Source organism: Ferrimonas aestuarii (assembly GCF_005116665.1).
Lineage (GTDB): Bacteria > Pseudomonadota > Gammaproteobacteria > Enterobacterales > Shewanellaceae > Ferrimonas > Ferrimonas aestuarii.
In genome coordinates, this window is the sequence record NZ_SWCJ01000020.1 from 19,533 (window position 1) to 39,427 (window position 19,895).

Genomic DNA, 19,895 nt, shown 5'->3' on the forward strand with positions numbered 1-19,895 from the left:
GAGGATAGACACTTGAAGAAGTTAATAACCGTAGCGTTGATGATGGCAGCAATGGCGCCTTCCGCTTGGGCAGAGAAGATTGGTGTGGTTGATATGCGTGCGGTAATGTCTCAACTGCCTCAAGCTGAGGCGATGATGCAAGGCCTGCAAAACGAGTTCTCTGAGCGCGTTGCAGCGGTACGTAAAATCGAAACTGAGCTGAAGTCTCTGGCTGAAAAGCAGCAAAAAGACGCGCTATTGATGACCGACGATCAGAAAACAGAACTGAGCCGTCAGCTTGAAAGCCTGAATGCAGATTACCAGTTGAAAGGTAAAGCACTGCAGGAAGACATGAAAAAGCGTCAAGCTGAAGAGCAGCAGAAACTGCTGATTAAAGTAGATACCGCCATCAAAGCGGTAGCGGCTGCGGGTGAGTATGACGTTATTCTTCAGCGTCAAGCCGCCGTGTTCGTTAAAGAAAGTGCTGATATTTCTGCTAAAGTTGTTGAAGAAGTAAGCAAAGGCAACTAATTAAATGACCTACAAAACCCTCACGGAGCTGGCGGAGTTCGTCGGTGCCACCGTGAAAGGGGATGGTGACACTAAGGTGGCCCGCGTGGCCACCTTAGAAAATGCCACTCCAGAACAGATCGCATTCCTTGCTAATAGCAAATACCGCCATCAGTTACAGCACACCGCCGCAGGGGCGGTGATTTTGTCTGCAGCGGATGCCGAAACCTACGGCGGAAACGCCCTCATTGCAGACAACCCTTACGTTTGCTTTGCCAAAATTGCCCAACTGCTCGATATTACCCCCGCTCCCGCAAGTCAGATCCATCCTAGCGCCGTGGTCGATGACACCGCGGAATTGGGACAGGGCGTGAAGTTGGGTGCCAATGTGGTAGTGGAAGCTGGGGCAGTAATCGGTGACCACGTGGAGATTGGTGCTGGCAGTGTTGTCGGCCAAGGTGCTCGCATTGGTAAAAACAGCCGCCTTTGGGCTAACGTAACCCTGTACCACGGAGTTGAACTGGGCGAGCAGTGCATCGTTCATTCCGGCGCCGTGATCGGCTCTGATGGCTTTGGCTATGCCAATGAGCGAGGCACTTGGATTAAGATCCCTCAGATTGGCAGCGTTATCGTCGGCAACCGAGTCGAGATTGGTGCAAACACCTCCATAGACCGAGGTGCCATCGACGACACCATTATCGAAGATGGGGTTATCATCGATAACCTGTGCCAAATTGCCCACAACGACATCATTGGTGCCAACAGTGCCATTGCTGGCGCCACGGTAATTGCAGGTAGCACCAAAATCGGTAAGTACTGCGTCATTGGTGGTAACACCGCCATTGCTGGACACATCGAGTTGGACGACGGCGTTCAGGTTACCGGCATGAGCCGAGTGACTAAAGGCTTGAAAGCTGGGGTTTACTCCTCAGGCTCGCCAATTGAAGACAACAAGTCTTGGCGTCGTAACTCTGTTAGAATGCGTCAATTGGACGATATGGCGCGACGCCTAAAGGCGTTGGAAAAGCAACTGCCAGATCCGAAAAGTAAGTGATTTGATTTGGAGACTACCTTGTCTGAGCAACTAAATACTATGGAGGTCAATGAGATCCTCCAACACCTTCCCCACCGCCACCCTTTTATGCTGGTTGACCGGGTACTGGACTACACCCCTGGTGAGGTACTGCATGCTCGCAAGAACGTCACCTACAACGAACCCTTCTTCCCAGGGCACTTCCCAGCTGCCCCGATTATGCCGGGTGTACTGATTCTGGAAGCCTTGGCCCAAGCGTCGGCCATTCTGGCGTTTAAGACCTTTGGTAAGAAGGAAAACGAACTGTACCTGTTTGCTGGTGTGGATAATGCCCGCTTCAAGCAGCAGGTGGTACCCGGTGATACTTTGGATCTTCATGTGGAGTTCATCAAAGATCGTCGCGGTATTGGATTTTATAAAGCGCATGCCAAAGTGGACGGCAAAGTGGTTTGTTCTGCCGATCTGATGTGTGCCAAAAGAGAGGCAAAATAACGTGATCGATTCTCAGGCGATAGTTCATCCCGACGCCGTTATCGGTGAGAATGTGACCATTGGCCCATTCAGCGTCATCGGTGCAGGTGTGGTGATCGGTGATAACAACTGGATTGGGTCCAACGTTGTGATTAAAGGGCCGACAACCATTGGTTCTGGCAACAAGTTCTTCCAGTTCTCCTCCATCGGTGAGGAGTGTCAGGATAAGAAATACGCTGGTGAAGCCACTCGCTTAGAGATTGGTGACAACAACGTATTCCGTGAGTGTTGCACCGTGCACCGTGGCACCATACAGGACGAGGGTCTGACCAAGATCGGCTCTGGTAACCTGTTTATGGCATACACCCACGTGGCTCACGATTGTGTGGTGGGTGACAACGTCATTCTGGCCAACAACGCTTCTATTGCGGGTCACGTTCACGTTGGCGACCACGCCATTTTGGGTGGCATGACCGGCGTACACCAGTTCGTAAAAATTGGTGCCCATGCCTTTACTGCCGGTTGTTCATTGGTGCTGCAAGATGTGCCTCCGTACGTGATGGCCTCTGGCCAGAGCGCGGTGCCTCGTGGTATCAACAGTGAAGGCTTGAAGCGTCGTGGTTTCAGCAAAGAAGCGGTGTCGGCGATTCGCAAAGCCTATAAGCTGTTGTATCGCAGCAGCTTGACCACTGTGGAAGCGCTGCCGCAACTGCGTGAGTTGGCTGAAGAGCATGACGAAGTGGCTTTCTTGGCAGACTTTGTTGAGCAGTCCAGCCGTGGCATCGTGCGCTAACGATGCCGAGTCGGTGCCACAGCCATTTGAGGCGGTGGCACCGGTTTACGCCGTTATTGTCTCTTTGATTGCGGCGACACCCTGTTCCCCTAACTCCTCAAATTGACACTGTCATGGCTACCCAAAGCACCCAAATCTCAACCACCCCCCTAACCATAGCCATTGTCGCTGGAGAGCTTTCTGGCGATATCTTAGGTGCCGGCTTGATGGTCGCCATCGTAAAGCAACATCCAAATGTCGAGTTCATCGGCATCGGTGGCCCCAAAATGCAGGCCATCGGCATGGAAAACCTAGCCGATATGGAAGAGTTAGCGGTGATGGGATTGGTGGAAGTGCTGGGGAATTTGCCAAAAATCCTGAGCATTAAACGCAATCTGGTTGCCACCTTGAGTGAGCGAAAGCCGGATCTCTACATCGGTATCGACGCTCCAGACTTTAACCTGCGAGTTGAAGCACCGTTAAAGGCCAAAGGCATTCCTACGGTGCACTACGTCAGCCCGTCGGTGTGGGCATGGCGCCCTAAACGTATCTTCAAGATTGCCAAAGCCACCAATCTGGTGTTGTCACTGCTGCCATTTGAGAAAGCCTTTTACGATGAGCATCAGGTGCCTTGTCACTTTGTTGGCCATACCCTTGCCGATGAGGTGCCACTGCAAAGTCCCCAAGCTGAAGCGAGAGAGGCGCTGAGTATTGCCCAAGGGCATCAAGTACTGGCGCTGCTGCCAGGAAGTCGCGGCGGTGAGATGGGGCGACTGTCCCCCGAATTTCTGAAAACCGCCGAAGGCCTCAAACGGCGCTTCCCTGAGCTGGAAATTGTGGTGCCACTGGCTAACCAAGCCCGCCGGCAGCAGTTTGAAACCATTAAATCAGAATTGGCCCCAGAGCTAGAGCTGACCCTAGTGGATGGTCAGTCTCGCACTGTGATGGCCGCCAGTGACGTGATTATGCTGGCATCGGGCACCGCGACGCTGGAGGCGATGCTGGTGAAGCGTCCAATGGTGGTGGCGTACAAGTTGGCGCCGCTAACCTATCGTATCGCCAAACGGTTGATGACCATCAGCCGTTACAGCTTGCCAAACCTATTGGCGGGTCGAGATCTGGTGCCAGAGCTCATTCAAGATGAGTGCACCGCAGACAACCTGATTACTCAGGTGAGTCACTTCCTAGAGAGTGACAACAGTGAATTGATTAATACCTTTACCCAGATGCACCAAGAGCTGCGTCTGGATGCCTCCAAGCAAGCAGCGAAAGCCGTGCTGGAGCTGATTGGAGTGAACTCATGATTGAGATGATTGCAGGCGTTGATGAGGTGGGCCGCGGCCCATTGGTTGGTGATGTGGTCACCGCCGCTGTGATTTTGGATCCCGACAACCCCATTGAGGGGCTGCGCGATTCTAAAAAGCTGTCTGAGAAAAAGCGCGAAGCCCTGTTTGTGGAGATTCAAGAGAAAGCCTTGGCTTGGCATGTTGGCCGCGCCAGTGTGGCAGAGATTGATGAACTGAATATCCTCCATGCCACCATGTTGGCGATGCAGCGCGCCGTGGCTGGCCTAAACGTGACGCCAACCTTAGTGAGGGTAGATGGAAATCGCTGCCCAGACTTTGGCGGCTTAGCCGCGGAAGCGCTGGTCAAGGGCGACGACAAAGAGCCCGCCATCAGTGCCGCCTCAATTTTGGCTAAAGTGGTTCGCGACCGAGAGATGTTGGAGTTGGATGCTCAATTTCCCGATTACGGCTTTGCCCAGCACAAAGGCTACCCAACCAAGGTGCACCTAGAGCAGCTAGCAAAACTTGGCGCCACCCCACATCATAGAACCAGTTTCAGACCGGTGCGCCGCGCACTGGGGTTGGAGTAATCCCGTACCATGGCCGATCCTAAATTTGTGCACCTGCGGGTGCATTCTGATTTCTCTATGGTGGATGGCATGCAGAAGGTGGGGCCCATTGTGGCTCGGGCCACCGAGATGGGCATGCCTGCCATTGCCATCACCGATCAGACCAACCTGTGTGGTTTGGTGAAATTCTATGGTGGTGCTCATAAGAGCGGCATCAAACCAATTATTGGTGCCGACTTTTGGCAGATCTGTCCCGAACTGGATGACATGCAGTGCCGCCTGACGGTGCTGGCGATGAATAACGAAGGTTATAAGAACCTGACGCTGCTGATCTCCAAAGCTTATCTGCGTGGGCATGTGAATCATCGTCCGGTATTAGACCGCGAATGGCTGGCAGAGCACGCCGAGGGACTCATTTTGCTCTCCGGCGCCAAAGATGGCGATATCGGTCAGGCGCTGACGAAGGGCAACACCAAGGTAGTGGATCTGCTGGTGGAGTTTTATCAGCGTCATTTTCCTGATCACTACTACCTTGAGCTGGTTCGAACCGGCCGTGCAGGGGAGGAGACCTATCTGCACCGTGCGGTGGAGTTAGCTGATCAGGTTGGCTTACCTGTGGTGGCCACCAACGAGGTGGTGTTCTTAGATGAGATTGACTTTGGTGAGCACGAGATTCGGGTCTGTATTCACGACGGCTTTACTCTAGATGATAGCCGCCGGCCTCGACTCTACTCAAAAGAGCAGTACCTGCGTAGTGAAGATGAGATGTTGGAGCTGTTCTCTGACATCCCGGAAGCGCTGGAAAACAGTGTTGAGATCGCTCGGCGCTGTAACGTCACCGTACGCTTGGGCGAATACTTCCTACCGGACTTTCCAACGGGCGACCTTAAAATCGAAGACTACCTGATTAAGGTGTCTGAAGACGGCCTTGAGGAGCGTCTGGAGTTCCTGTTCCCAGATGCTGTCGAACGTGCTGAAAAGCGCCCTGAGTATGACGAGCGTCTTAAGGTCGAACTTGAAGTAATTAACAACATGGGGTTCCCTGGTTACTTCTTGATCGTAATGGAGTTTATCCAGTGGTCTAAGGACAACAACATTCCGGTAGGTCCTGGGCGAGGCTCAGGTGCCGGTTCTTTGGTGGCTTACGCGCTGAAGATTACCGATCTGGATCCATTGGAATACGACCTGCTGTTCGAACGATTTTTGAACCCAGAGCGGGTATCCATGCCCGATTTCGACGTCGACTTCTGTATGGATCGACGGGATGAGGTGATTGACCATACCGCCGAGCTCTATGGCCGTGATGCGGTATCTCAGATCATCACCTTCGGTACCATGGCGGCCAAGGCGGTGATTCGAGACGTAGGTCGAGTATTGGGCCACCCATACGGTTTTGTGGATCGTATCTCCAAGCTGATCCCGCCGGATCCCGGCATGACGCTGGCCAAAGCCTTTAAAGAGGAGCCTGCACTGCCTGAGCTGTACGACCGCGATGATGAGGTGAAAGCCCTCATTGACATCGCCCGTAAGCTAGAAGGGGTTACCCGAAACGCCGGTAAACACGCTGGGGGCGTGGTAATTGCCCCAACCACCATCACTGACTTTGCGCCGCTGTATTGTGATGACACCGGTGGCAACCCGGTGACCCAGTTCGACAAGAACGACGTGGAAACCGCCGGTCTGGTGAAGTTTGACTTCTTGGGCCTTCGAACCCTGACCATCATCCAGTGGGCGCTGGATATGGCCAATCCGGCGTTGGCGGCCGAGGGCAAAGACCCAATTCGCATCGAAAGCATTCCTCTGGACGATCAGCCATCGTTCGACATGCTGCAGCGCTCGGAAACCACCGCCGTATTCCAGCTGGAATCTCGCGGCATGAAGGATCTGATTAAGCGCCTGCAGCCGGACTGCTTCGAAGATATGATCGCACTGGTGGCCCTGTTCCGTCCGGGGCCGCTGCAATCGGGCATGGTAGATAACTTCATCGACCGTAAGCATGGCCGAGAAGAGGTGTCCTACCCAGATGCCGAGTATCAGCACGAGTCGTTAAAAGAGATTCTTGAGCCCACCTACGGCATTATTCTGTATCAGGAACAGGTGATGCAGATTGCTCAGGTTCTGGCGGGCTACACCCTGGGTGGCGCAGATATGCTGCGTCGAGCCATGGGTAAGAAAAAGCCTGAGGAGATGGCCAAGCAGCGGGGCACCTTCCGAGAAGGGGCGGAAAACAACGGTGTTGACGGCGATTTGGCGATGAAGATCTTCGATCTGGTGGAGAAATTCGCTGGATACGGATTTAACAAATCCCACTCCGCTGCCTATGCTTTGGTGTCCTACCAGACTCTGTGGATGAAGCGGCACTATCCGTCATACTTTATGGCGGCGGTGATGTCGGCGGATATGGACAACACCGATAAGGTGGTGACTCTAGTGGACGAGTGTGAGCGCATGGGACTGACCTTGCTGCCACCGGACGTCAATATGGGCCTGTTCAAGTTCAACGTTAACCAAGATAAAGAGATTGTTTACGGCATCGGTGCTATCAAGGGCGTGGGTGAAGGCCCGGTAGACGCCATCTTGGAAGCCCGTGAAGCCGGTGGCGAGTTCAAAGACCTGTTCGATTTCTGCAACCGGGTGGATCTGAAAAAGGTTAATAAACGCACGATTGAGAAGCTGATCATGGCCGGCGCCATGGACAACTTAGGCCCACATCGCGCCGCGATGATGGCCACTCTAGAGCAGGCGGTAAAAGCGGCGGGACAAAACGCTCGTAACCAAGCCCAAGGGATGATGGACCTGTTTGGGGATTTGACCCCTGAGCCGGGACAAGCGGATCACGCCTTTGTGAATGTGCCCCATTTCCCTGATAAAGTTTGGCTGGACGGTGAGCGGGAAACGCTTGGCCTCTACCTAACAGGACACCCGATCAATCAGTACCTTAAAGAGATTAAGGGCTGGACCTCTGGTAGGCTTAAAGATGTGGTGCCTACCGGTCGCGGTAAAGTGACGAGAGTAGCAGGGTTGGTGATTGCGGCGCGGGTAATGATCACCAAGCGCGGCAGTAAAATGGGCATTCTAACCCTGGATGATAAGAGCGGTCGCCTTGAGGTGATGATGTTCGCAGAAGGGGTAGAAAAGTACCAAGATCTGTTGGTTAAGGATAAGATATTGATTGTTGAGGGAGAGGTCAGCTTTGATGATTTCTCCGGTGGCAATAAAATGTCTGCCAAAGAGGTACTCGACATCAGCCAGGCCCGAGAAAAGTGGGCCAAAGGGGTGACCTTGACGCTGGATGCCGAGCAGCTTAACGAAACCAAGCTTGAGAAGGTTCGAGCCCTGTTAAGCCAACATAATCAAGGCAGTTGCCCTGTACAGATAGCATTCAATCGCTCCGATGCCACGGGCACCTTGCAGTTGGGGAGAAACTGGCAAGTGCGCCCCGATGATGAGCTGTTGCTGGAGTTAGCAACGCTATTCGGAGCAGATAAAGTAACCATGACCTATTAACGAGTGCCAAGTGGCACCGAGCGGTGAACCTATTATGAGCCTGGATTTTTTAGAATTTGAACAGCCGATTGCTGAGCTGCAAGCCAAGATTGACGAGCTAAAGAACGTCAGCCGCAGTAATGAGCTCGACTTGGATCTGCATGACGAGATTCGTCAGTTGGAGGAGAAACGCGAAACCCTGATTACTAAGGTGTTCGCCGATCTTGGTCCTTGGCAGGTAGCGCAGATGGCTCGCCATCCGCAGCGTCCTTACACTCAGGATTACATCAACCAGATGTTTACCGAGTTTGATGAGCTGTGTGGTGACCGCGCTTTTGCCGACGATCCAGCCATTGTTGGCGGCACCGCCCGTCTTGATGGCATGCCAGTGATGGTGATTGGCCACCAGAAAGGGCGTGATACCCGTGAAAAGGTGCGCCGTAACTTCGGTATGCCTCGCCCTGAGGGCTATCGTAAGGCCCTGCGCCTGATGGAGATGGCAGAGCGCTTTAATATGCCGATCATCACCTTTATCGACACCCCTGGAGCTTACCCTGGCGTAGGCGCAGAGGAGCGTGGTCAAAGTGAAGCCATTGCGAAAAACCTCAAGGTGATGTCTGGCCTGAAAGTACCGGTCATCTGCACCGTGATTGGAGAGGGCGGCTCTGGTGGTGCACTGGCCATTGGTGTTGGCGATCGCGTTAACATGCTGCAGTACTCCACCTACTCGGTGATCTCCCCTGAAGGCTGTGCCTCCATTTTGTGGAAAGACGCTGCGGAAGCGCCAAAGGCGGCGGAAGCCATGGGCATTACCGCCTCCCGTCTGCACGAGCTTGGTTTGGTTGATACCGTCGTGGCTGAGCCGAAAGGCGGTGCCCACCGCGATATCGAACTGATGGCTCGCCAGCTAAAAGAGCAGATTCTTAATGATCTTGCTCTGCTTAAGAACCTGGATGTTGACACCATGATGGAACAGCGCTTCGAGCGATTGATGGGGTATGGCTATTGCCGCTAACCGCCATTGAAGCCGAAGTTCGAGCCGCATTAGCGGCTCACCTTCAAACTGGGCGCCGCGTGGTACTGGGGTACAGCGGCGGCGTCGATTCTGAGTTGCTGGCTTTTCTCCTTTCCAAACTGCAGCCGGAATTTCCTCACAATTCGTTTCTGCTGGTTCATGTTCACCACGGTCTTTCTCTGTCTGCTGACCACTGGACAGCCCACTGTCAAAGGCGTGCTGAGCACTACAAGATTCCCATTGTTATCGAATCGGTCAAGGTTGAGTCTGGCCCTCGCATCAGCATTGAAGCGGCGGCGCGAACCGCTCGCTATGATGCCTTTGCTCGCCACCTTGATGATGGTGATCTACTGCTTACCGCACAGCATCAAGACGATCAGGTGGAAACCCTTCTGCTGGCGCTAAAGCGGGGCAGTGGCCCTCAGGGTTTGGCGGCGATGCCGAAATCGAAACCATGGCGACAGGGGACACACCTAAGGCCACTGTTGTCGATAACTCGAGCCCAAATTGAACAGGCAGCAAAGCTTGCGGAACTGTCTCATATCGAAGACGACAGCAACGATGATCTGCGGTTCGATCGCAATTTTCTTCGTCATCAGGTGGTGCCTGAGCTTAATCGCCGCTGGCCTGGATTTAGTTCCAGTGCGGCTCGAAGCGCCGAGCTCTGTGGAGAGCAGCAGCAGCTCTGTGATGAGTTAGCTCAGTTGGACTTGGCTAAACTGGAGGTATCGGGCGCGCTAAATCTCAACGCGTTGTCCGCTTTGTCATCCTCCAGACAACATAATGTGGTTCGATATTGGTTAAGGCAAAATCAGGTTACTGCCCCGAGCCGAGCCAAGATGATGCAGATGAAGCAGTTTTGGCAGGCGCGAACTGATGCCCAGCCAGAATTGATGCTGGAAGCGGCGATATTACGCCGATATCAAGACTGCCTCTATCTGATTCACCTGCCTGAGCCCAATGGCCTTCAAGGTGAGGTTGAGACCATTGATGATCTCACCCAGCCTAGATTGTTGGCCAACGGAGAAGCGTGGCAATTCCTCGAAGCTGAACAAGGGCTTCGGGTGCGAATGCCTACAATGCAAGAGAGGGTCAGCGTGCGTTATGGGCTACCTGGGCGGCTTAAGGTGTCCCCTAGCTATCGTAATGGTTCCCGGGAGCTGAAGAAGGTTTGGCACGAGTTAGGGGTGCCTCCTTGGCGGCGGTCTCAGGTGGCAATGCTGTTTTATGATGACGAACTGATTGCGGCTCTGGGATATTGGGCCAGTGACAAGGCGCTTGTGAATCAAGGTGTTGGCCTTAGAATAGAACAATAGACAATCACGGTCGGCGACACAGGAGTGGGCATAACGCATGGAACATGGTGGTTTAATTCCGATTTTGCTATTGGCGCTGGTGGCCATCGCTTTGCTCGTGTTGAGTCGGCGACTGCGTTTGCCGGTGATTCTGGCTTGGCTGGTGACCGGCCTGATTGCCGGTGAGCAAGGCTTTCATTGGTTAGGCAGCCATGAAATTGCCTTGATGGCAGAAGTGGGCATCGTGTTTTTGATGTTCTCCCTCGGATTGGAATTCTCCCTCCCTCGCCTTTGGGCCATGCGCAGCCGAGTGTTTGGCCTTGGCAGTTTACAGATGGTGGTGACCCTGCTCGGTGCCTCATTGACCAGTTGGGCTTTCGGGTTGGACGCTCGAGCCGCCTTTGTCTGCGGCGGTGCCATCGCCCTCTCTTCGACCGCCATTGTGCTCAAACAGTTGGATGAGCAGGGCTGGATCAATAAGCGTCATGGCGAGTTATCGGTGTCGGTGTTGTTGTTTCAGGATCTTGCGGTGATTCCGCTGCTGATTGTGATTCCACTGCTAGGCTCAGACAGTGGCGGCAGCGCCCTGGCCTTTGAGCTCTCGTGGGCCCTTCTCAAAGGAGTCGGTGCCTTCGCACTGTTGCTCAGTTTAGGTGGCTATCTGCTGCCGAAAATCTTTGATGAGGTGGCTCGCTCTCGTTCCGATGAACTGTTCGTGTTAACCACCTTGGCGGTGGCGTTGGCGACCGGCTTTGTGACCCTCTCCTTGGGACTCTCCATGACCTTAGGAGCGTTTTTGGCGGGCATGTTGCTTGGCGAGAGCCAATATCGGCAGCAGTTGGAAGCGGACATTCGCCCCTTTCGCGATCTGTTGATGGGGCTGTTCTTTGTCTCAGTGGGCATGTTGCTGGATCCGTCGGTGCTGATGAACCAGCTGCCGCTCTTACTGGGATTGCTGCTATCGGTGATGTTGTTTAAGGCTCTGGTGATATGGGGCTTAGCGGCATTGACTGGAGAGAAATCCAAAGACGCGCTGGCCACCGGCATCTGCTTGGCGCAAGTGGGCGAGTTTAGCTTCGTATTGATCGCACTGGCCGTGAAGTGGGACGTATTAGAGCGGGATCTGGCCAACTTGCTGGTGATGACCGGGGTGGCGTCGATGGCCTTAACGCCGACATTGGTGGATCGCTGTCTGGAACTGGCCAAAAAAGTGCTGGGGCAGGGGGAAAACTTCCGTCAAGATGAGGAGCAGGAGCTTGATCTGGCAACCAAGGATCATGTGGTGCTGCTGGGGTATGGCCGCGTTGGCCAGACCATTGCCCGGTTTTTGAAGCGGGAAAAGATGCCATTTGTGGCGGTGGATCTGGACCCCATTCGAGTTCGAGAGGCTCGCAGTGGTGGCGAGCCGGTGATCTACGGTGACGGTCGTCGTCACGCCATTTTGGATGAGGTTGGCTTGGCTCATGCGAGGCTGGTGGTGGTCACTTACGATAATCGCCGCGAGATCTTCAATCAGCTGGATTGCATTAAATCCTTAGCGCCGAACATTCGAGCTCTGGTCAGGACTCGGGACGACTCCACTTTGGAGGCACTGGAAAAAGCCGGCGCCGATCAGGTGATTCCTGAGAGCCTGGAGGGCAGTTTAATGTTGGTATCTCAAGTACTGTATCAACTTGGGGTGCCGCTACCGCGAATTTTGCTTCGGTTGGAGCGAGAGCGTCGGGACCGCTATCGAATGCTTCACGGTTTCTTTGGCGGTGAAGACCTACAGCCGGACCGTAAAGTGTTGCATGCGGTGACCTTAAGCGACAATGCCTGGGCCCTGGGTCACTTTGTGGTAGAGCTGCCGCTGAGTCATTGGCACGTTGAGCTTGATGGCATTAAACGCCAAGGCAAAGAGTTGGAGTTTGTACCAACTACGCGTTTGCAGCATGGTGATACCCTGCTGTTGCAAGGGACACCGCGTCAAGTTGAGTTGGCGGAGCGGGCACTACTTGAGGGCCACTGAGTCTCAACGGGCAGATCGAAGAACAGTTTCATCTGCCGCTGCTTCTCTATGGCATCTCGAAATCCAAGCTCGATAAGCTCCTGACAATACTCCCCTTCAAACATCAGATAGCTCAATAGGCTGGACTCGCTGCTGTCATCCACACCGATAAACTTCAGTAAGGTTCGAATTCCTTTAGGAAGTTTGTCGTAATGACGTAGGGCGATGGCATCCAAATTTTCAGATGGTTTAATGGTCATGGTTTCCACCGTGGTTAGGGGCTGCATGACTCGGCGTTCATGGGGGATCAGTGCCAGTGACGCATTGATGCGTGCAACTCGCTCCAGATCTGAGCTAAGGGCATCGGAGAATACCGCATCCAGCAGGTGACCTGTGATGACGCCGCTATTGGGCGCTCGCCGACCTGGAACTGGCTCACCTGGGCTTTCTAAGTTGATGATAAAAATGCGTTTTGCGCCTAGGTGAATGGGGGCGCTTAGGGGCGATAACTGGTGCACTGCGCCGTCGCCATAGTGCTCGTTACCGATAAGCACCGAGGGAAATACCAGAGGAATGGCGGAAGAGGCCATTAAGTGTTCAATGCTGATGGTGGTCGGTATGCCTTTTCGGCGGTGACGTTGCCAGGGAGCGATGTGTTTTTGCCCCTGATAAAAGTTGACGCAGCAGGGCTTACGGTAGCTGGATGCCGCGATGGTCAGCGCATGAAGTTGGCCGCTGTCGATGTGGCGCTCTATCTTCTCAAGGGGCAATACTCGCTCCATCAGTGTTTTTAGAGGAGCATTATCCAGTAGGCAAGGCGCAACATTAGGGTCTTTACGGTGAGTTACCTGATGGGCGACGGTTTTTATGATTGGCCACAGGTCGGCATAGTACACTTGATCGCTGCTGAAGTTTCGCCATATCCACTCCAGCTTTCTGATCCCTTTATGGAAGGCTCCCGCATAACAAGCCAGTGCCGCAGCGTTGATGGCGCCAGCGGAGGTGCCACACAGGATCGGAAACGGCAGGCCATGATTCCTTGGGTAGAAGCTGGCTAAGGCTTTTAAGACTCCGATTTGATAGGCGGCTCGACCACCACCACCGCTTAGTTGCAGTGCCCAAAGAGGGGGCTTTATTTCGTCCATGGCATCCCTGTATAAGCATCTGATTGGAATAAGAATTGATTAATATACGTATGCTGTTTCAAGTATAGGACAGACGCCGCATCTGGTTGATACAAACTGAGATGCGGGTATAATTAAATATACAAACTTGAATGTATTTAAGGTCGGTCAATGATATTTGGGTATTTGATGTTTCAGCCTAAGCTGTATTTCATTGTGAGTGGGCTCATGGTTTTTGCTCTAGCCTTGTTGTCTGATCAGATCGTTCGTTGCCAAACCAAGAGAGAGTGTCATGGCTAGAAAGACCAAGGCTGAGGCGGAGAAAACCCGCGAACTTCTGCTAGACACCGCATTGAAATTGTTCAGTGAAAAAGGGGTCGCCAATACGACCCTCGCTCAGATCGCCACGGCTTGTGGCATGACTCGCGGCGCCATCTATTGGCACTTTGATGATAAAGCAGCAATGCTGCATGCGATGTTTGAGAGCTCCATTACGCCGGAGATGCAGCGTATTTGGGATTTGATTGGCGATGAAGGCGCAGATCCTATCAATACGCTACTGGAAGCTACTTGGGTATTTTGGTCGGAGCTTCGTAGAGACAGTAACTTGAAGCAGGTGATGATTCTTTATAATCAGGCTGAGCAGATTCCTGAGCTGTGTGAAAAGCTGGATGAGCTGCATTGCCAAGAAGACTCCCACATTCGTCAGGTGCTGAGTTTGGCGAAATCGAAGGGGCTTTTGCACTCGCAAATGTCCGTGGACAGTGCCGTTATCGCTTTTTACAGCTTCCACATGGGGTTTACCAATCTGGTGTTGCGTCCTCGAAGCAGTACGCGGCATATGGATGTCGAGCAGGTCTTTAAAGAGATGATTGCCGGCTTTGAGCGCAGTATCCGAGCCTAACCAAGCTATTTGAGACAAGAAAAAAGGGTTGGCAATTGCCAACCCTTTTTGTATTCACACCTAGTGCGATTACAGCTTCGCCATTAGGCTGTCCATCAGTTGGTCGATGGCCACCTCTTCTTTGCTGCCATCGTTACGAGATTTGATCTCAAACGCGCCAGCGTCGATGCCACGCTCGCCAATGACCACGCTGTATGGGATCCCCATCAGCTCTGCATCGGCAAACATCACCCCAGGGCGTTCTTTGCGGTCGTCAAACAGCACGTCTACGCCAGCGGCTTGCAGGTCGGCATACAGCTTCTCGGCGGCTTCCTGAACGCGGTGAGATTTGTGCATGTTCATCGGCACAATCACCACTTGGAATGGGGCAATGGCAGCCGGCCAGATGATGCCGCGATCGTCATGGTTTTGCTCGATAGCGGCGGCTACGATGCGAGATACACCGATACCGTAACAGCCCATAACCAGCGGCTGGGCCTTGCCATTTTCATCCAGAACGGTGGCTTTCATGGACTCAGAGTACTTAGTGCCCAACTGGAAGATGTGGCCCACTTCGATGCCGCGAGCGATCTTCAGGGTACCTTGACCACATGGGCTAGGGTCGCCTTCGACGACATTACGCAAGTCGGCCACCTCTGGTAGCGCTACGTCACGCTCCCAGTTGATGCCAAAGTAGTGCTTATCGTCGATGTTGGCACCAGCGCCAAAGTCGTTCAGGGTCGCGACGGAGCGATCGATGATTAGCGGCAACTTCAGATCGATTGGGCCAAGAGAGCCCGGTCCTGCACCGATGGCGGCACGAATCTCTTCCTCGGAAGCAAAGGTCAGCGGCGTTGCCACTTGCGGTAATTTTTCCGCTTTCACTTCGTTTAGCTCATGATCGCCACGAACCATCAGTGCCACCAGTGGGGCGTCACACTCTTCGCTGGCTTTGACAATCAAGGTCTTGACGGTCTTTTCAATGGCCAGTTCGAACTGCTCAACCAGTTGATCGATGGTTTTGGCATTGGGGGTATCCACCAGAGTCATCTCTTGAGTGGCGCTGCCGCGTTCGCCCTGTGCCAATGCTTCTGCTTTTTCGATGTTGGCGGCGTAGTCAGAGCCTGTCGAGAACACCACGGCGTCTTCACCGGTATCGGCAAGAACTTGGAATTCGTGGCTCAGCGCACCACCGATGGCACCGGTGTCCGCCAATACTGGGCGGAATTCCAGACCCATACGCTCCAACACACGGCAGTAGGCAGCGTGCATATCGGCATAGGTTTGATCCATGGTTGCTTGATCCAGATGGAAGGAGTAGGCGTCCTTCATCAGGAATTCGCGGGAGCGCATCACACCGAAGCGAGGACGAACTTCATCACGGAATTTGGTTTGGATCTGGTACAGGTTCAGTGGCAGCTGTTTGTACGACTTGATCTCGTTGCGAACGATGTCGGTAATCACCTCTTCGTGGGTTGGCCCCAGAACGAAGTCGCGATTGTGGCGATCTTGGATACGCAGCAGTTCCGGTCCCATGTCATCCCAGCGGCCGGTCTCTTGCCAAAGATCGGCGGGCTGAACCATGGGCATCAGGGTTTCTACCGCGCCAGCGCGATTCATCTCTTCACGTACGATGTTCTCAACCTTCTTAAGCACCTTAAGCCCTGTGGGCAGCCAGGTGTACAGGCCAGAAGCAAGTTTGCGGATCATACCGGCACGTAGCATCAGCTGATGACTAACGATCTCGGCATCGGAAGGAGTCTCACGCAGTGTGGAGACCAAGTAACGGCTGGTTCTCATCAATAAAGTCCGTGAAAAAAAAGGTAAGCGGATATTCTATACCCATGCGCCCCATGAATACAGCTCCTTGGGGGGGATGAGCGTATCAATCCTAGGGTTTTCGTTGATAAAGGCACATCGTCGATTTTTCGTCGTCGAGGCGTTTACCATCTTGAGATCTCAACTCAGCTAATTGGTTGAGAGAGTGTTAATTAAAGCGAAGTTTGAACGTTTTTTGTGATATTAATAGGAAAAAGTCGGCATAAAGGGCAAAAATGATGAAAAGTCGATTTTGGGCCATCACTGCCATGATTGTCGGGGTATTATCTACCGCTTGGTTAAGTGTACAGCTGTATCAGAGTGAGCAGCGGGCCTTAGAGCGGGATTTTGAGTACTTTGTAGAGAATCAGGCGCAGTTGATCCATTGGCGTGTGGAAGCATCAATGTCGGTGCTGTATCACCTGTCGACACTGTACCAAGGCAGTGACAGTGTAACCGAGGTTGAGTTCGCCAATGTGGCTGATGGCATTTTGGCTCGCCATCGAGAAATTACCGCACTGGAATGGGTTCCGAAGGTGGAACACGACCAAAGGCAAGCTTTAGAGCAGCAGCTGCAACAAACCTACACCGCATTTACTTTCGTGGATCTTCAACAAGGGCAGCGCGTAACGGCAGCGCCTCGAGACAGCTATTTGCCGGTCTATTACCTAAGACCCTTAGCGAATAATGAGGAGCGCTTTGGTTTAGATCTGGCTCAGCAGCCGCACCACGCTGACGTGCTTAAGCAGGCGATGATGTCGGGTTCGTTGTTAATAAGTCCTGTGCATCGAGATGCTGAGGGCGGACGTCATATTGAGGCGGTGCTTCCCATCTACCACAGCCTGCCCCTAACGGAATCCAGCAGAGAGCCGCTGCTGATGGGGTTTGTCATTGGCGTCTTTGATATTGATCTGCTGCTCAGAGAAACCATCGCCGGTGGTCAGGGGTTGTATATCGATTATGAGATCGTGGATCGCACCGAAGCCGATGGCTATACGGTGTTAAACCTTGCCAATTCGCTGTCCAAAACTCAGACCTATCGTGAGGTTGAACTGGGGGAGTTGGGGCAACGCAGCTGGTATCTGCTTGCTCGGGCCAATTCGCTATTTTTTACTTCCCAGCGCAGTATTAACCCGTTCATTGTGGCCGTTGGCGGCATTGTGGCGCTGTTGGCTTGTGGCAGCTTTTTATGGCAAAGCCGACGTCAAAACAAAGAGATTGAGCAGTTGGTTCAGGCTCGCACCGAAGAGCTAAACCGAGTTAATCAGCAGTTGACTCGTCAAAGCCTCACCGATGGCCTAACTCAGATCGCCAATCGCCGTCAGTTCGATAATTGGCTCAGTCAGGAGTGGGAAAGTGCTCGGCGCACTAAGAAAACCATTACCCTATTCGTGATGGACGTCGATAACTTTAAGGACTACAACGATCGTTATGGCCACCTTGCCGGTGATCGGGTGCTTAAGAAGATTGCCCGCATGCTCAATAGCCAGCTGAATCGCCCTCGTGACCTGTTGGCGCGTTATGGTGGTGAAGAGTTTGCGGCCGTGTTACCTGAAACCGGGAACAAAGCGGTTAAATTTGCGGATAGCTTACGAGCCATGGTAGAGGCGCTGGGGATTCCCCATGAGGGCTCTGACGTCTCAGATTCAGTGACCATCAGCATCGGGGTTGCGACCATGGTGCCGGAGCTGGATCAAACCCCAGAGCAGTTCTTCGAGCTTGCGGATCAGGCGCTGTATCGAGCCAAGTCACAGGGACGAAACTGCGTGGCGTACCACAATGAGCAGCAGGGGGCGTTGGCAACCTTGGGTTGATACCGCTAACTGAGTAAAGCGCGCTATACTGGCGCGCTTTTTTGTTTTTGAGGTGGATGAATGAGCTCTCAGGATAAGCCTTGGCGAAATTACAGCGCGGAAGAGATTCAAGCTCAGCATAAACAGCGGCTTAACTTTATGCCGTGGTTGTACTGCCGCCTTAAAGCCAAGCAGATGGCGTGGGCAGGGCCTTGGCAGCAGGAGCTGCAGCAAAAACTCTCAGCGCTGGAGACCATAACCTTTGGTCAGCACTGTTTTGTGGGCGAGCCTGCTCGGCTGTTCGCGGAACCGGGTCGAGACATCACCATCGGCGATCGAACCCATATCGCCGCAGAGGCGTTTATTCATGGCCCTGCTCGCATTGGTGCTGATGTTGGCATCAATCATGGTTGTAGTCTTGATGGCGGTCGTGGGGGCATTGAGATCGGCGATGGCTGTCGATTGGCAGCTGGGGTGAAGATCTACGCCTTTAACCATGGTATGGCTGCCAATGCCATGGTGCATGAGCAGCCGGTAACAAGCTTGGGCGTCAAGTTAGGCAAGGACGTGTGGCTTGGCACCAATGTGTGTATTCGAGATGGCGTTAATATTGGTAATCACGCGGTGGTTGGCATGGGCAGTGTGGTCACCGCTGACGTTCCTGAGTATGCCATTGTGGCGGGTAACCCCGCCAAAGTGATTGGGGACCGCCGCCACAAGCCCGATTATCATCCTGGTTAACGATGGTTAAAGGTGGCGAATCGGGTTGACGGCAATAATATGGTTGACTCCCTGTTCAACACGCCAGCGAAGATCGAACTGGTGCAGCTGAACCCCGTACTCGCGCTCGTCGTTGTCTTGTTGGCGATACCCTGGGCGCGGGTCTTGCGCCAAAACTTGTTGAGCCAATTCACTAAACCCAGGACAGGCTAGCTCTGCCGCTGTCATCTGCTGCTTAGCCTGATCACTGATGGTCATGGTTAGGCTCTTGGGTGGTTCATCCGCATAGCCGCCGCTGGCATCCGCCAAGGAGTCTGAGTAAGGGATGTAGGGCTTGATGTCGTAGATTGGGGTACCGTCCAGCAGATCGATGCCTTCTACCTCGAGGTAGTGCTGACCATTGTCGACGCCAATGCCTTTGAGCTTTACTGCCGACATTCCCAAACCGTTTGGCCGGAAGGTCGCTCGAGTCGCAAATACCCCCACTCGGGTGTTGCCACCAAGGCGTGGTGGGCGCACCGTGGGTTTCCAACCTTGAGCCAGATTCTCGTGAAAACTGAAGATCAGCCACAGGTAATCAAATTGCTCAATGCCTCGAAGCAGGTCGGGGTTGTTGCACTCCCCTTGAAGCATTAATCGGCCCACGGCCGCGGGCACCAGTCTTGGTTGGCGAGGAATAGCAAATTTCTGCTTATAGGGTGAGTGGCAGATTGCCACTGGGCTTATTTCAAGATTCATGAATCACTAGGGCCTTGGCAATGCACATGACTGCACTGTGACATTGTTGGTCTGATTCTAGGTTGATGCACTCTTTCACCCAGATGGCGTTGGCTCCCATGTCAGCGGCTTGTTGACGTAAAAGGGTTCGTGCTTCAGCGGCATCCGCAGGCGCTTGGTTGGCCTGCTCTTGACAGCTGGTGGCTTCAATCAAGCCTAAGTCACGCTTCGCTGCTAGCGCCGATTCGGCATCAATCAGCTTAACTGAGCCCGCCTTGAAGTAATCGTCAATGGCATCGCCATCCAGATTAGAATTGAAACTGTAGTTGGCGCCGCAGCCTACAAGCAGTGGCAACAGCAGCCAAGGAATGAGAGTTCGCATCGGATCGTTTCCCTATAAATGAAGCGGTCAGTGTAACACAGCCCGCATTTAGCGG

General features: G+C 53.4%; 17 protein-coding genes. 13 read left to right on the forward strand and 4 right to left on the reverse strand.

Going from position 1 to position 19,895, the window contains the following annotated elements; translation table 11 throughout:
- Positions 1-39 precede the first annotated feature (39 nt).
- The 10 genes from FCL42_RS18490 (at position 40) to FCL42_RS18535 (ending at position 12,424) form a co-directional block, all read left to right on the forward strand.
- Entirely contained in the window at positions 40-510 is a 471-nt protein-coding gene (locus FCL42_RS18490; protein ID WP_136864977.1) for an OmpH family outer membrane protein, read from the forward strand.
- A 4-nt stretch (positions 511-514) separates the two neighbouring features.
- A complete protein-coding gene (gene lpxD, locus FCL42_RS18495) occupies positions 515-1,543 on the forward strand; it encodes a UDP-3-O-(3-hydroxymyristoyl)glucosamine N-acyltransferase (RefSeq protein WP_136864918.1) in 1,029 nt (342 codons plus the stop codon).
- 18 nt (positions 1,544-1,561) lie between these two features.
- Entirely contained in the window at positions 1,562-2,014 is a 453-nt protein-coding gene (fabZ, locus tag FCL42_RS18500) for a 3-hydroxyacyl-ACP dehydratase FabZ (RefSeq protein WP_136864919.1), read from the forward strand.
- A 1-nt stretch (position 2,015) separates the two neighbouring features.
- The gene (gene lpxA / locus FCL42_RS18505) at positions 2,016-2,786 is read left to right on the forward strand and encodes an acyl-ACP--UDP-N-acetylglucosamine O-acyltransferase (RefSeq protein WP_136864920.1); all 771 of its coding nucleotides are present in this window, start codon (positions 2,016-2,018) and stop codon (positions 2,784-2,786) included.
- A 113-nt stretch (positions 2,787-2,899) separates the two neighbouring features.
- Positions 2,900-4,069: a lipid-A-disaccharide synthase gene (gene lpxB / locus FCL42_RS18510; protein WP_136864921.1), complete on the forward strand. Its 1,170-nt coding sequence runs from the start codon at positions 2,900-2,902 to the stop codon at positions 4,067-4,069.
- Positions 4,066-4,641, forward strand: a complete 576-nt coding sequence (gene rnhB, locus FCL42_RS18515; RefSeq protein ID WP_136864922.1) for a ribonuclease HII — start codon at positions 4,066-4,068, stop codon at positions 4,639-4,641. Before lpxB ends, rnhB begins: the two co-directional genes overlap by 4 nt.
- A 9-nt stretch (positions 4,642-4,650) precedes the next feature.
- Positions 4,651-8,127: a DNA polymerase III subunit alpha gene (gene dnaE, locus FCL42_RS18520; protein WP_136864923.1), complete on the forward strand. Its 3,477-nt coding sequence runs from the start codon at positions 4,651-4,653 to the stop codon at positions 8,125-8,127.
- Between the two features lie 34 nt (positions 8,128-8,161).
- Complete coding sequence (accA, locus tag FCL42_RS18525) at positions 8,162-9,121, forward strand: acetyl-CoA carboxylase carboxyl transferase subunit alpha (RefSeq protein WP_136864924.1); 960 nt, start codon at positions 8,162-8,164, stop codon at positions 9,119-9,121.
- The gene (gene tilS, locus FCL42_RS18530) at positions 9,112-10,437 is read left to right on the forward strand and encodes a tRNA lysidine(34) synthetase TilS (RefSeq protein WP_136864925.1); all 1,326 of its coding nucleotides are present in this window, start codon (positions 9,112-9,114) and stop codon (positions 10,435-10,437) included. The genes accA and tilS overlap by 10 nt, the downstream gene beginning before the upstream one ends.
- A 37-nt stretch (positions 10,438-10,474) precedes the next feature.
- Entirely contained in the window at positions 10,475-12,424 is a 1,950-nt protein-coding gene (locus FCL42_RS18535; protein ID WP_136864926.1) for a monovalent cation:proton antiporter family protein, read from the forward strand.
- Here FCL42_RS18535 and FCL42_RS18540 read toward each other — a convergent pair.
- Positions 12,382-13,548 (reverse strand): patatin-like phospholipase family protein, encoded by a 1,167-nt coding sequence (locus FCL42_RS18540; RefSeq protein WP_136864927.1) that lies wholly within the window; start codon positions 13,546-13,548, stop codon positions 12,382-12,384. The genes FCL42_RS18535 and FCL42_RS18540 overlap by 43 nt on opposite strands.
- Positions 13,549-13,819: 271 nt before the next feature.
- Here FCL42_RS18540 and FCL42_RS18545 point away from each other — a divergent pair, with 271 nt between their 5' ends.
- Positions 13,820-14,431 carry a TetR family transcriptional regulator gene (locus FCL42_RS18545; RefSeq protein WP_136864928.1) on the forward strand — a complete coding sequence of 204 codons (612 nt, stop codon included), beginning with the start codon at positions 13,820-13,822 and terminating at the stop codon, positions 14,429-14,431.
- Between the two features lie 69 nt (positions 14,432-14,500).
- Here the strand turns inward: FCL42_RS18545 and FCL42_RS18550 are convergent, their stop codons facing one another.
- On the reverse strand, positions 14,501-16,210 hold the full coding sequence (locus FCL42_RS18550) for a proline--tRNA ligase (RefSeq protein WP_136864929.1): 1,710 nt from the start codon (positions 16,208-16,210) through the stop codon (positions 14,501-14,503).
- A 257-nt stretch (positions 16,211-16,467) separates the two neighbouring features.
- Here FCL42_RS18550 and FCL42_RS18555 point away from each other — a divergent pair, with 257 nt between their 5' ends.
- Both FCL42_RS18555 and FCL42_RS18560 read left to right on the forward strand, forming a co-directional pair.
- Positions 16,468-18,042, forward strand: coding sequence for a sensor domain-containing diguanylate cyclase (locus FCL42_RS18555; RefSeq protein WP_169308451.1), 1,575 nt, complete (start codon positions 16,468-16,470; stop codon positions 18,040-18,042).
- Positions 18,043-18,102: 60 nt separating this feature from the next.
- Positions 18,103-18,762 (forward strand): acyltransferase, encoded by a 660-nt coding sequence (locus tag FCL42_RS18560; protein WP_136864931.1) that lies wholly within the window; start codon positions 18,103-18,105, stop codon positions 18,760-18,762.
- A 6-nt stretch (positions 18,763-18,768) separates the two neighbouring features.
- Here the strand turns inward: FCL42_RS18560 and tsaA are convergent, their stop codons facing one another.
- Together tsaA and rcsF are read right to left on the reverse strand one after the other, a co-directional pair.
- Positions 18,769-19,479 (reverse strand): tRNA (N6-threonylcarbamoyladenosine(37)-N6)-methyltransferase TrmO, encoded by a 711-nt coding sequence (gene tsaA, locus FCL42_RS18565; RefSeq protein ID WP_136864932.1) that lies wholly within the window; start codon positions 19,477-19,479, stop codon positions 18,769-18,771.
- Positions 19,469-19,840, reverse strand: coding sequence for an Rcs stress response system protein RcsF (rcsF, locus tag FCL42_RS18570; RefSeq protein WP_136864933.1), 372 nt, complete (start codon positions 19,838-19,840; stop codon positions 19,469-19,471). Before rcsF ends, tsaA begins: the two co-directional genes overlap by 11 nt.
- Positions 19,841-19,895: the final 55 nt, after the last annotated feature.

Coding starts and splice junctions, on each gene's coding strand:
- FCL42_RS18490 (WP_136864977.1), top strand. CDS start 40: ATGATGGCAGCAATGGCGCCTTCCGCTTGGGCAGAGAAGATTGGTGTG.
- lpxD (WP_136864918.1), top strand. CDS start 515: ATGACCTACAAAACCCTCACGGAGCTGGCGGAGTTCGTCGGTGCCACC.
- lpxB (WP_136864921.1), top strand. CDS start 2,900: ATGGCTACCCAAAGCACCCAAATCTCAACCACCCCCCTAACCATAGCC.
- rnhB (WP_136864922.1), top strand. CDS start 4,066: ATGATTGAGATGATTGCAGGCGTTGATGAGGTGGGCCGCGGCCCATTG.
- dnaE (WP_136864923.1), top strand. CDS start 4,651: ATGGCCGATCCTAAATTTGTGCACCTGCGGGTGCATTCTGATTTCTCT.
- accA (WP_136864924.1), top strand. CDS start 8,162: ATGAGCCTGGATTTTTTAGAATTTGAACAGCCGATTGCTGAGCTGCAA.
- FCL42_RS18535 (WP_136864926.1), top strand. CDS start 10,475: ATGGAACATGGTGGTTTAATTCCGATTTTGCTATTGGCGCTGGTGGCC.
- FCL42_RS18540 (WP_136864927.1), bottom strand. CDS start 13,548: ATGGACGAAATAAAGCCCCCTCTTTGGGCACTGCAACTAAGCGGTGGT.
- FCL42_RS18545 (WP_136864928.1), top strand. CDS start 13,820: ATGGCTAGAAAGACCAAGGCTGAGGCGGAGAAAACCCGCGAACTTCTG.
- FCL42_RS18550 (WP_136864929.1), bottom strand. CDS start 16,210: ATGAGAACCAGCCGTTACTTGGTCTCCACACTGCGTGAGACTCCTTCC.
- FCL42_RS18555 (WP_169308451.1), top strand. CDS start 16,468: ATGAAAAGTCGATTTTGGGCCATCACTGCCATGATTGTCGGGGTATTA.
- FCL42_RS18560 (WP_136864931.1), top strand. CDS start 18,103: ATGAGCTCTCAGGATAAGCCTTGGCGAAATTACAGCGCGGAAGAGATT.
- tsaA (WP_136864932.1), bottom strand. CDS start 19,479: ATGAATCTTGAAATAAGCCCAGTGGCAATCTGCCACTCACCCTATAAG.
- rcsF (WP_136864933.1), bottom strand. CDS start 19,840: ATGCGAACTCTCATTCCTTGGCTGCTGTTGCCACTGCTTGTAGGCTGC.